This window comes from Dysgonomonas sp. BGC7, assembly GCF_001261735.1.
Classification (GTDB): Bacteria; Bacteroidota; Bacteroidia; order Bacteroidales; family Dysgonomonadaceae; genus Dysgonomonas.
In genome coordinates, this window is the sequence record NZ_CVRP01000023.1 from 12,104 (window position 1) to 25,289 (window position 13,186).

Consider the following 13,186-nt stretch of genomic DNA (forward strand, 5'->3'; position numbering starts at 1 on the left):
GGTTATGTATAATTGTTTAAAAGATATTATCGAAGATTCTTGAAAAGAGTGTGAATAACTTCTCGTCGGGTTTTTCCTATATTATCAATCTCTTTCCCTGAGAGTTTTTTCCACAATGCAGCAGTTATATTGTCTAATGGTTTATCTAGTCGAGCATCCCAGTTTGGGAAGAATCCTTTTAAAGCTAATTTTTGCACTAAAGAAAAATCCGGATCAGTATTCTTCAGATCCTTGAAATATATAAGTGTTGCCCCATTGGACAAAAGCTTTTCTTGTAAACTAAATGGAGAAATATTCCGAACATTCCCGGAGTTGTCTATTGCGATTGAAGCGGCAATTCCGGCAGCTTCGCCCAGTGCCATCCAACAAGGTTCCATACGTAGAGTAGAAAAACCGACATGACTACCTGAAACTGCTACGGGAAACAATAGATTATCTATTGTTTGGGGAACCATAACTCCATATGGAACAGTATATACTGCTGATGGATAACTGAAAAAACCATCGAGATGTATTCTTTCCGGCTCACGCTTGCGTACAGCATGAGAATCCAGTGCATAATGACTAGCGGTAATGGATGATAGATGGATCGGAGGACGTCCTCCTTTTGCTGAAGGTAGAGCATCATTGGCTGTAAAAAAGTGTATTCCTTCCAGACGTCTGCCTTCGCGTACATAAACTTGTCGGGGAAATCCGTCATTGTCAGGGTATTCATCTTTGGCCAATCCCCATTGTTTACACGCTTCTCGGAAATGAGCCGGTAAAGCATCATCATTTTGTGCAAACCATAGTAGTCCTAAAGTGTACGATTTGAGTCTCTCTGCAAAACGATCTCTCCATTCCCATCCTGAAGTAGGCCACGGCCAGTTTTCTTCTGGAAGGTCTGTTGATATAAGAGCGAGATGTTGATTGTTGGCATCTGTTTTTCCATTCGGAAGTTTAGTCATACTGCTTAACTTTGCTATTCCCCATATATCTCCTAAGGCGGAGGAACGTTCTCCTCTTGAAACTTTTTTTCTGTTTTCCTCTATTTTTGCCTCATCCATCTCCTTAAAACGGATATCTGTATTGCGGCCAGTAAACACATCATCAATGAGAGAAATATACTCAAGTCTATTATAATTGTCAGGTTTTGAAATCAGCTTGCGGATGTTTGCCTCATTGGTAAGGCAAAGACGGTAATTATATGCCTGTATTGCATTGTCTCCCTGATAGGTTGTACCTTCTGCATCAGGTCCATGTTTCCACCATCGGTATATTTTTCCGGCACAAGGCTCGCTGTATTCTTCTGCTCCCTCTCGCCCAAGTTTAAATGGGATACCTGCCGCCGCACCTAGATCACCTTCGTATGTGGCATCTATAAATATTTTACCTGTGTAAAATTCTTCTTCTCCTGTTTCTCTATTCAATATGCGTATAGAGTGTATTCGATTCCCTTGCTTAGTTACATAGCGAGGCTCAGAATCAAATTGACGTAGTTTCAGTATTGTAATCTTACCACTCTTTGTTTGACGAAGCATTCTCTCGAAAGTTTTGGCTGCCACATGAGGTTCGAAATGATAACCATCGCTACAATCCTGAACCTGTACTGACTGTGCTCCATATTTTTCGATATAGTATGCTTTATTTAAAGCAACAAACTGTTCGAATAGTCCGGTAGTTGCTCCTCGTGTTCCAATGTCAGTTGCTCCTAATCCGTTGACCGGTAAGCCTCCAATATGTTCTGTTCTTTCCAGAATCACACAGTTTTTGCCTTCTCTGGCTGCGGCTATAGCTGCAGTAATACCTGCCGGATTGCCTCCGACTATCACTAAATCATAATCGGATGCGTAAGAACTATGGCTGATAACTGATAAAAGGAGAAGTAAGATTACAATCTTTTTCATCTATAGTAAAAGACTTGTCTTTACAGTTCTTTGATTTTTACATTCTTAAACCATACTTCATCACCATGATCCTGTAGAAGAATATTCCCTTCTGTTACATTACCAAAGTTTGCCCAGTTGCGATATTTACTGTATGCAACCAGTGCATTCCACATCTGATTGTTGCGTTCGTATTCTATCAGTTTTACTCCGTTGAGCCAGTGTTCTACTTTATTATCTTTCACAATAACCATAGCCGTATTAAACTCACCTTTTTTGAAAGGCTTGTTGTCCGGGGCAGGTATCAGATCGTATAAAGCGCCTAGCTTACGGTTACCTTTCACTCCTAGTTTTGCATCGGGATGCTTATCGTCATCCAATATCTGAAATTCGCATCCGATAGAAGAACCGGCTCCTTTGTTTGTCTCCGTGTCTACAAAGTATTTAATTCCGCTATTAGCACCTTCCGTTATTTTGAAGTCTACTTTGATAATAAAATTCTTGTATTTGCGGGTAGTTACTATATCTCCTCCATTCGCAGATTCTCCTCCTCCGCTCTTCATTACTTTAAGTATTCCATTATTTATAACCCAGCCTTTAGCAGGAAAAGAATTTAGTTTAGCTCCACGCCACCCGTTACTGGTTTTTCCATCCCACAAGAGTTGCCAGCCTTCTCTTTTCTCTTGTTCTGTTAGCGTATTGTCCTGTGCATATATTGATAATGAAAACAGGCATATGATGAGCACTGATATATATTTTTTCATTTGTTGTTTATTTTGATTTATTATTACACTATATAGAAATCTTCCCAACCTTTTCTTGGCGGTAACCCGGAGAGCATTGCATTGGCAAACTTGTCGTTGGTTATCTGGTTTGTACGGCTGTCGAAATAAAGCTTCCTGTTCAGGCGCTGAGCTATAACACCAAGAGAAAATACCTGACTAAGTGGCCCGTGTATCTCGAATGGTGAACGTGTCTTCTCTAGTCCCTGACAGGCCAGCAGGAAGTTCTCAAAATGATTGGACGGGCTTTTGGGTACTTCGGGTAGTCTGGAAGCCATTTCCTTCGCTTTCGATTCGGGTATAATAGACAGTGTACTGCCATGTGAAGCTCCTTTGAAGGTCAGCTCCTTACCATAGATGATCTTGCCGGGATTGATCTTTTGTTTCTTTATCTCTCCCACACTCGATGCAGGTATATTCGGATCTATGGCAGACTCTCCGTAACCTTCCGGCAATGGAGGCAGGTTGTCCACCCCATCGTACCATGTCACATCGCAAGCCGGCATCTCTCCTCTGGGACCGAATTTGAACAGGATGGTCGAAGACATCGGATAGAAAAAGTCGTTATGCCCTGTCAGCTTCACAGGGTTGATTTCGTATGGAAGTCCCAGTTCCAGAAATTCATGTACCGTGTCCAGTATATGGGCACCCCAGTCTCCCATAGCTCCCATACCATAGTCGAACCAACTGCGCCATTCTCCGTAATGATATACTTTGTTGTATTCGTGGTAAGGAACAGCACAATTCCAGTTGATCCAGTCCAATGTCGGAGGTATAGGCTCTGCATCGGGATATTTATACATGTTCACATCCCATGTATGCCAGCGGCGGGGATTGTTCATATGCGCAGCAACGGCTGTTATGTCTTTGATGATACCTGCATCCTGCCATGCCTTGAACTGGAAGTAGTTGGCTTCGGAGTGCCCCTGATTACCCACCTGTGTCACTACTTTGGAGTATTTACGGGCTGCCTGCATCATCAGGTCGGCCTCGAGAAAAGTACGGGCCATCGGTTTCTCTACAAATACGTGCTTACCATAAGCCATAGCCATCATACAGATAGGGAAATGCGAATGGTCGGGCGTGGCTATGGCCACAGCTTCTATCTGATTGCCCATTTTGTCAAACATTTGGCGGAAATCCTGAAACTGTTTTGCCTTCGGGTATTTGGCCATTACTTTTTGGGTATGTTTTGCTCCCATGTCTATATCACACAGGGCTACCACATTTACCATACCTGTTTTCTCAAAATCACCGATGATCTGTTCTCCTCTGTTGCCGATGCCGACATAGGCGATGTTGATCTTTCGTGACGAACCGACAATTCTGTTATAGCTTTGGCCGGACATCGCATTGACGCCGCTTACGGCCAGACCGGCGGAGGCTAACGCTGCCGTCTTTAGAAAATTCCTTCGTGTTTGCATATGTTTTATAATTGTTAAATTCCGATTTGACTAATGGTTGTAGTTTCGGATGGTTGTATTTCCCCTTACATCTTAATGATTAAGAAAGCTGGAAATGGAAATGATTTATTCTCAAAATGCTGGTAAAGATTTAATTAATAGGTGTTAGATATTTTCCATTCTTTATTTTATTTTAACTTTGAACTCCTGCTTTTCTATATTAAACCCTCTAATTATAAGTTTATACTCACTTTTTGTGAGTTTTTTTATGTCGGTCTCAATTTTTATATGTTCACCTTCACTCGGTAATAGGCATAAAAAATTGTTTGTGTAAAAGGAAGGTCTTATGGGTTTTCCTTCATAATCAAGCCATTGTACTTGAGTGAAAAAGGAGAGAGACTTACTTGTATTTTTCAGATCGAGATTGATAATATGTTTTCCATTTTCTACAGAAGTAGTATATTTTACATTGATTTTAGCTTTTGCCAGATCTTTAATATCCTGAAAACCTGCTGTTGCTGGTCCGGTAATTGTTTTACGTCCTTCATACTTATTGTTCGATCGCCAATAAAAATTGCTTCCTACCTGCTTATTCTTATTGTCGAATAGTCTGAGCTTTATAAATTGGATAGAAGTTGTCGCCGAAGAAAAATCAATATTGAATACATCATTTATAACACCGTCTTCGGGAAGGTTAACTATTGCTTCCTTCGTGAAAATCTTTTTCATATTAAGGTCGTATACATCGGCTGTTACTTTATAATTATTGAATGATTTATAATAGTCATTTACAACAGATACAGTATTTTTCAAATAGTCGAACTGAGGATGTAACGGTTCACAAGCGTTTTGTGCGGCATATAGAGCAGCCGTAGGCTCGAGAGACCAATCCCACATACGCCCGCAGACTTGTCGTATAGGAGAATTGTGATACCAATAGAGAACACCTGAGGTATAGCGGTCTCCATAATGTAACTTATTGTAGTTCCAAACTTCCCAGATACTTTTATAGTTTAACGCTCCTACGAATTGAGCTTTTTCAGCAAATTCGTCTATGCTATTAGATATTCCATATTCATTAGTCATATCGGTATACATAGTAGACATCAGATGAAAACCATTACCATCCGAATAGTCCCATACTTCTTTGTTTATTGGCCACAGGTCTTTTTCGTCCATCATTTCACGAAGACATTCTACTGTCGGGAGGCAAGGCGCTCCGTATTCCGGATTGAAGCCGTCGACACGGCTTCCTCTATCCGATGCTGTGTTTTCATAATGTGTCATTATATTTACTTGCTTGTAAGGGCTGCCATCATGTATACCGTCACATTCCGATTCCATTTGGTAGCCGCGTGTACCGTCAAGTTTATTTATTAATTCTTTTGCGTGAGGCATTTCAGAACTCTCGTTGGATGAAACGTAATATGCCAGACTTGGATGATTGCGTATTCGTTTTACGGTTGATGTTAAGTTTGAAAGATACATATCTCTATCTACAGGATGTTTTGTATCCCCTGTCATCCAAAATTCTTGCCATACAAGTATTCCCAGCTCATCGCATAGTTGGAAAAAATAATCGGATTCAGTAATGCCACCGCCCCAAAATCGGATGAGATTTATTCCCGATTGTGCAGAATATTTTAATTCGGCATAAGTTCGCTCATCTGAAGTTCGCAACATGTTTTCAGGTAACCAGTTTGTACCTCTTATGAAAATTGGTTTGCCATTGATGTAAAATGTGCGGGATTTGTCAGGTGTATTTGTAGAAGAGGTTATTTCTCTTATTCCGAATCGGGTAGATATAGAATCGGTTATCTCTCCGTTTATTTCAGTTTTGAAGACAAGATCGTACAACTCTTGACTTCCTTTATTTACCGGCCACCATAAGCGAGGATTGTTTATTACAAGTTGAGGAAACTCTTCGGGAGTAAAGATAACCTCTTGAACTTCTTCTCTGAATAGGGATATTTCTTTTTCGAATAGGATTCCCTCACTTTTTATTTCTCCAATTACTTTTACCTTTTGGCGACGGTTTTGCTGAAGGTAGTTCGGGTATGCAACTTCTACCGAAATGGTTTGACGAGAAGAGTTATAGCCGGGTTTGGATAATTCTGATTTTACGAAGGGATGATTCAGTTTCGTCCTTCCTGTTGCGAAAATTGAGATGTCTTTCCATATGCCTGTATTCCTGTCTCTGATACCATCGAGAAAAGTAAAATCCCAGCCTACTGTCATAAGCTGCGTTACATTTTTACCGATTTCGCCATTTCCTCCATTTTGAAACTCTCCGGTTGCACCGAAAGATTTCCCTCCTTTGGGTTTGATGGTTCCCGGCACATCTATAGGATAAACTTTTACCGACAGGATATTTTCTTTATCGAAGACTACCTTGTCTGAGATGTCTATTTGTCTTTGTTGAAACATTCCTGCTATATTACCAACCATACTCCCATTAAGCCATACTTCGGCTCTGTAGTTGATGCCATCCACTTGTAGCCATACCTTCTTGTTTTTAAATTGTTCTCTGTCGAGATTAAATTCGGTACGAAACCAATAGGTGTAAAAGTCTCTGCCGGAATGAAAAAGGTCGGGTATTAGTTCCGATTCCAACTTATTATTTATACCATAGTATGGTTCAGGGTATTTTTTATTATAAACAAGAGAATTTAAGACTGTACCGGGTACAACTGCGGGCATCCAATCCGAGTCGTCTATTTTGTCTGTAGAAATATCCTCGCTGCGTACGTTCAATTCATTTGCCTTTTTCATTTTCCAGACAAATTTTCCATTATGTCCGTCGGTTGAAGTTAACGTGTGATTGTAATGACGTTCTTTGTGCACATTTTGTGCTGAAGAAAAAATAGTAATAATAAAAAGTAAGATAAATAATAAATTTTTCATAATATTGACATGTTATATCGTATTTGGTTTCTATTCTGTGGAATAAAATTAGATTGACAAGAGTTAATCGTTATCCTCATTTTTGCCAAATGAGGTCTCTTGAGTGTGATTGCTGGATTGAGGACATTTTTGGCAAAAATGAGTACATATGTAGGTTGGAAGCGCATATTAATTAGCTTCCCGAGGGTTTTATTACTTTAATAAAAATATATCTTTGTAAAAGCCTTTTAAATCAAAGTAGCAAATGAAGCACCTCCGACCAATTCTATTACTGTTTTTATTTGTTAGTGTTTCATCTTATCTGAAAGCATATAATATCCGGCAAATTAGCAGCAGGGATGGGCTGTCTAACAGTGCTGTTATATGTTTATTTGAGGATAAGGAGCGTTATCTATGGATAGGTACTTATGATGGTCTTAACAAATACAATGGGATTGATCTGAAAATCTACAAACCTGACATTAACGATAAGAACAGCCTTTCAGGGAATGTAATAAGAAGAATAGTGGAATCGAAAGACGGCTATTTATGGATTATGACCAGATGGGGGTTAAATAAGTATTCGAAAAAAGAGGACAAAGTAGAAGCCTATTTCAATGAATTTAAAGAAGACTCTGTAATAGCTTCGGATAGCGATGGTAATATTTTTGTACTTACCCAGTCCGGATTGTTTTATTATTATGATTTTGAAGCAAAGCAGTTTAAAGAAATTCTTTTTCCAGGATCTAAGGAATATAAAAGCTGGGTAAGCCTTATTATTAATTCGAAGGATGAACTACTGATTACCAATAATGGAGTAATTAAGCAGTATCGTCTCGATTGGACAGACTGCTTAAAGCCTCAATTAGTGAATATAGGAAAACTTGATCATACAGAATCTGTCAGCTATATTTTTAATAATGATAATCATTTATTTATTGTTGATAGAATCGGCGATTTATTTTTTATTGAGTCCGGAAAGAAAACTTTTATAAGAAATATAAAATCGCTTATTGCTGAATATGGCGATATTACTTCTGTTATTTTCGATGACAATGATATTCTTATCGGATTCAGAACAAATGGATTGATTAGACTCGATTACAAGAAAAAATATGAGATGGAGAAAATGCCCATAAATTGCGGTGTTTTTTCGTTGTTGAAAGATAAAGTGCAAGATATACTATGGGTTGGTACTGATGGACAAGGTGTGTACGCTTGTACAAAACAGGAATTCACCTTCAAGGGAATCAATCTGGAAGAACTGCCTGTAAAAAAACAAAGACCAGTCCGCGCTATTTATAGCGATCAGGATAATTCTCTGTGGTTAGGAACCAAAGGAAATGGTATTATTAAAATAGAAAATTATGGTAGCGCAACAGAATATGATCGGCAAAATGTTAAGCATCTTACTATAGATAATGGCTTGAGCAATAATGCCGTTTTTGCTTTCGAAAAGAGTTGTCGAAATGATATTCTTTGGATAGGCTCTAGTGGTCCCAATCTGAACTATTATTCGTATAACGATAAGAAAATACATATCCTGAAAAATCAAGGAGCTATTCGCTTTGCAGAGGTACATAGCTTATTGGAAACTTCCGATTCTGTTCTTTGGGTTGCTTCTTTAAATTATCTGTTTAAGGTAAATATTTTTAGAAATAAAAATGTACTGGAAATAAGAAATATTCGTAGGTATGAATTTGATATAAAAAACAAACAGATCTTTAATCAAATTTATTCCATATGCCCCGAAAATGATTCTATAATGTGGTTGGCGATGCGGGGTAACGGAGCTATCAGATTGAATTGTAATAGCGGAGAATACAAGCTCATTACATTCGAAAAGAATGGTATTGCACCAATGGATGATGTGTTAAGTATATATATAGACAAAAGAGGGAACAGGTGGTTTGGCTCGAGCTATGGAATAAATGATCTGAAAGTGCTGCCTGATGGAATATTCGACTATAGGAATTTTAATGTAAATGATGGTTTGCCAAACAATACAATTCATGGAATACTGGAAAATTCTGATGGTAGATTGTGGTTAAGCAGCAACGCCGGAATTGTTCTTTTCGATCCAATTAAAGAGACTTTTCGTAGCTTCAATCAGCGAACAGGACTGAAAGTGATGGAGTTCAGTGATAATGCCTATCACAAAGATGAGCAGTTGTCCCGATATTTCTTTGGTGGGGTGGATGGAATTGTATGGATAGACTACAAAGAGCAGATAAAGAAAGATAATTTTCTTTCGATAAATTTCTCAAAGCTTCGTGTCTTCAATGAGGAATATAATATTGATAATTTTCTCGAACATGGAGCAGACGAGAGGTACTTGAAACTGAAACATGATCAGAACTTCTTTACTATTTCCTTTGTTGCAAACGATTTTATCAATGGAGCCAGTGGTAAATATTCTTACAAGTTAGATTATTTTAATGAAGTTTGGATGAATTCTAATAATCGTGAAGCACAGTTTACGAATATTCCACCGGGAAAATACACCCTGATCGTAAAATATGATGATTTGTCGGGAGGAAAAGTTCAGATTGCCAGCCTTAATATTGTGATAGTGCCCCCTTGGTATTTAAGTATATATGCTAAAATTATATATGCTATCGGATTCATACTTCTATTAATAATATCTTTTCTATATCTGAAAAAGAAATATGAAAGAAAGAAAGTTAAAATAGAACAACAACTTGATCAGAAATATAAGGAAGAGATGTATGAAGGAAAGTTACATTTCTTTACCAATATAACACATGAGTTTTGTACTCCTCTAACATTGATCTACACACCTAGCGAACGTTTGCTAAACTATGCAGGGAGCGATTCTTTTATAAAACGATATGCTCAGATTATTAAGACTAATGCCGAAAGACTAAACGATCTCATTCAGGAAATAATCGATTTTCGCCGGATGGAGAGCGGAAATAAAATATGTAAGATTGAGGCTTGTGATATAAACGATATTTTTACAGAAATAGCAGAATCATTCACTGATTTGGCAGAAGAAAATCATATTAATTTTAGCCTGAATATTCCTCCTGCAACAGTCTGGAATTCTGATAGGAGTTGCATTACTAAGATTCTAAACAACTTAATCTCCAATGCCTTCAAATATACAGTCGAAAATGGGACAATAGGTGTCGCTGTTAGTGTAGAGAATGAAGAATTGATCTTTAGGGTATACAATACGGGTAGAGGCATAAGAAAAGATGATATACCATATATTTTTAACCGATACTCTGTATTGGACAATGTAGAATCAAACTCGCTGAAAGGCCTTTCGTCAAGAAATGGGCTAGGTTTAGCCATTTGTAAAATGATGGTAGACTTACTGCAAGGAACCATAGAGGTAGAAAGTGAAGAGGGAGAATACGCCAGATTTATAGTAAAACTTCCATTCATGGGGTCAGATAATATTAATGTTGCTAATGAAACCAATGATAGAGATAAACTAATCATTGCCGATAGGGAAAGAGAAGAGGTGAAAAGTCTTTTACATAATTCGGGTAGCCGTCATACTATATTGATTATTGATGATAATGACGATGTGCTTTGGTTGTTGGAGGATATTCTCTCCGAAGACTATAATATACAAATAGCAAGAGATGGAGAAGAAGGTTACAATAAGCTTCAGAATATGATGCCGGATCTTGTGATAACCGATGTGATGATGCCAAAACAAGACGGTGTATCTCTCACAAGGCTGATAAAAGGCAATCCGTACACGATGCACATACCTCTTATTATCCTTTCAGCAAAATCTTCGATAGACAGCAGAATAGAAGGAATAGACTCCGGTGCAGATGCTTATATCTCCAAGCCCTTTGATATTCTCTATCTGAAAGCACAAATAAGGCAGTTGATAGATAAAAAGAAAAAACTACAGGATTATTATAATAGTTCAGCAAGTGCGTTCGACTTAGTTAACGGTCAGTTATTGGCTAAAGAAGACCGTGATTTTATTCAGAAGGCGGTGCAGATTGTAGAGAAAAATATAAGTAATGCAGAATTTAGTCCCGAAGACTTGGCCGATGGTTTGCAGGTAAGTATCAGAACTCTTTACCGTAAATTTAAGGATTTGGAATTACTTTCTCCCAAAGACTTTATAAAAGATCAGCGCATAGTATATGCTGCTAAATTAATATTAAGCACTACTCTGACTATTCAGGAAATAATGTTTAGTGCAGGTTTTACGACAAGATCACACTTTTATAAAGAATTTACAAAACGCTTTGATCGATCTCCGAAAGAATATAGAGAAGATCATAGTATATAATCTTTTATTAATTATACATATGAATAACACATTATGAATTTGAGAACTTGTAAAATAAGTTATTATGAAAAAAGATGAAGCTGACGATCCCGTTTTATTATGGAATAGTTTCAGGAATGGTAATGACGAAGCTTATATTCTCATTTATAAGAAGTACACCCAGAGTTTATATTATCAGGGACTTCAGTTTACTCAGAATAAAGAGATTATCAAGGACTGTATTCAGGATGTTTTTACCAAGCTATATAAATATCGTTCCAATTTGGGAGATACCGACAATATAAAATACTATCTGTTGACTTCGATGCGCAACCAGTTACTGACTGCTACTGCTAAAGAAAAAGTATATGCCGATATGCAGCCCGAATGTACAAATGTAGAAACCCTTTCTGAAAGAAATGTAGAAGATATTCTTATCGAAAAAGAAGATAGTATAGCCACCGAGGATAAAGTAACCTTTGTGATGTCTCTACTAACCGACAGACAAAGGGAGGCTGTCCGTTATCGTTATATAGAATGTCTTAGTACCGAAGAAATATGCACTTTGATGGATTTAAATTATCAATCGTTGCAGAATATTCTATCCCGTTCTCTGAAGAAAATTAGAGAACACCTAAAAAAATAATTTTTTAGTGAGTATTAAAAATATAAACCGAAGTTATATATATAAAACCAGCTTAATATGTTTAATTCAGATCATAGAGAGAAATACTCAACATATACAGCAGAAGATTTTCTTTTGGACTCTTTCTTTATACAATCAATTAAAGAGCCAACAGAAGAATCTGATATTTTCTGGTTTGATTTTACAGAAAGTGATCCGGCGAATATACATGAATTTATTCAGGCAAAGGAAATTCTCCTAGCCATAAAGGATGATCAAAACAAGATGTTGTCCGAGCTGGAAATGGATCAGCTTTTAGATAATATAATGGTTATAAACCATGCAACCCGTCAGAGAAGAAAGAGTAGTCTGAAATATTGGATGGGAGCTGCTGTAGGTGTCGCCGCATGTGTTGTTGCTGCCATACTTTTATTTCCAAGAGCCGAACAGTTACCTATAGCCAACGAAGAAATTCTTTCATATATAGAAAAAAATAAAACAGTCGATCTGAGAGACACTACCGTTAAACTCATTATTTCGGATAAGAAAATGATTATAGCAGAAGAATCAGAACCAGCTATTACATATGACTCTGATGATATAAAACTGGCAACAGAGGAGATCTCTAAAGAAGAATCTTCGGAGTTTAACCAGCTAATTGTTCCTTATGGAAAAAGATCGAGGCTGACTTTGTCGGATGGTACTAAAATATGGGTGAATGCGGGGACAGTGGTTACCTATCCTATAGAATTTGGAGAAAAAGGAAAGAGAGAAATTTATGTTAATGGGGAAGCGTATCTAGACGTAAAAAAAGATACAGACCGTCCATTTATTGTAAAGACAGATAAATTCGACATTCAGGTTCTAGGCACAAAATTTAATGTTTCTACATACGAAAATGAAATAAATAATGTTGTTTTAGCTTCGGGAGCAGTAAAAATATTATCATCCAATACTAATAGTCCGGCTGTATTCTTAAAACCGAACGAAATGTATCTGCTCGATAATGGCAAATCTATAAAAAAACAAGTCAATGTAGAATACTATACTTCGTGGATTAATGGATTGTATATATTTGAAAATGAACAACTAGGTGTGATAATGAAGCGTCTTTCCAAATATTATGGCAAGTCAATAAAGTGTAGTCCCGAAATTAGTAAACTGGAATGTTCCGGTAAGCTTGATTTAAAAGAAAGCTTGAACGATATTTTGAATAATTTGAGTACGATTTCTTCCATGAAATATACATCTGATAATAATAATTATCAAATTTATTAGCCTCAATAATATTAACAAACCTAATCGAAGAATACTATGAAAAGAAATACAATAAAGGCTATAGCATGAATGTAAAGTAACAA

Annotated in this window: 6 protein-coding genes and 1 pseudogene; 3 read left to right on the top strand and 4 right to left on the bottom strand. The window is 37.3% G+C overall.

The window, feature by feature from the left end; translation table 11 throughout:
• Window positions 1-26: 26 nt before the first annotated feature.
• From BGC7_RS16845 to BGC7_RS16860, 4 genes and pseudogenes are all read right to left on the bottom strand, one after another.
• A complete protein-coding gene (locus tag BGC7_RS16845) occupies window positions 27-1,886 on the bottom strand; it encodes an FAD-dependent oxidoreductase (RefSeq protein WP_050702775.1) in 1,860 nt (619 codons plus the stop codon).
• A gap of 20 nt (window positions 1,887-1,906) precedes the next feature.
• Window positions 1,907-2,548: pseudogene (locus BGC7_RS16850) on the bottom strand (DUF1080 domain-containing protein); the annotation flags it as partial.
• A 104-nt stretch (window positions 2,549-2,652) separates the two neighbouring features.
• Window positions 2,653-4,071 (bottom strand): Gfo/Idh/MocA family oxidoreductase, encoded by a 1,419-nt coding sequence (locus tag BGC7_RS16855; protein ID WP_050702777.1) that lies wholly within the window; start codon window positions 4,069-4,071, stop codon window positions 2,653-2,655.
• A gap of 162 nt (window positions 4,072-4,233) precedes the next feature.
• The gene (locus BGC7_RS16860) at window positions 4,234-6,954 is read right to left on the bottom strand and encodes a glycosyl hydrolase 2 galactose-binding domain-containing protein (RefSeq protein ID WP_050702778.1); all 2,721 of its coding nucleotides are present in this window, start codon (window positions 6,952-6,954) and stop codon (window positions 4,234-4,236) included.
• Window positions 6,955-7,198: 244 nt separating this feature from the next.
• Between BGC7_RS16860 and BGC7_RS16865 the strand changes: the two genes are divergently transcribed.
• The 3 genes from BGC7_RS16865 (at window position 7,199) to BGC7_RS16875 (ending at window position 13,103) form a co-directional block, all read left to right on the top strand.
• Complete coding sequence (locus tag BGC7_RS16865; RefSeq protein ID WP_050702779.1) at window positions 7,199-11,221, top strand: hybrid sensor histidine kinase/response regulator transcription factor; 4,023 nt, start codon at window positions 7,199-7,201, stop codon at window positions 11,219-11,221.
• Between the two features lie 64 nt (window positions 11,222-11,285).
• Window positions 11,286-11,846 carry an RNA polymerase sigma factor gene (locus BGC7_RS16870; protein WP_050702780.1) on the top strand — a complete coding sequence of 187 codons (561 nt, stop codon included), beginning with the start codon at window positions 11,286-11,288 and terminating at the stop codon, window positions 11,844-11,846.
• Between the two features lie 57 nt (window positions 11,847-11,903).
• Window positions 11,904-13,103 (top strand): FecR family protein, encoded by a 1,200-nt coding sequence (locus BGC7_RS16875; protein WP_050702781.1) that lies wholly within the window; start codon window positions 11,904-11,906, stop codon window positions 13,101-13,103.
• Window positions 13,104-13,186 lie beyond the last annotated feature (83 nt).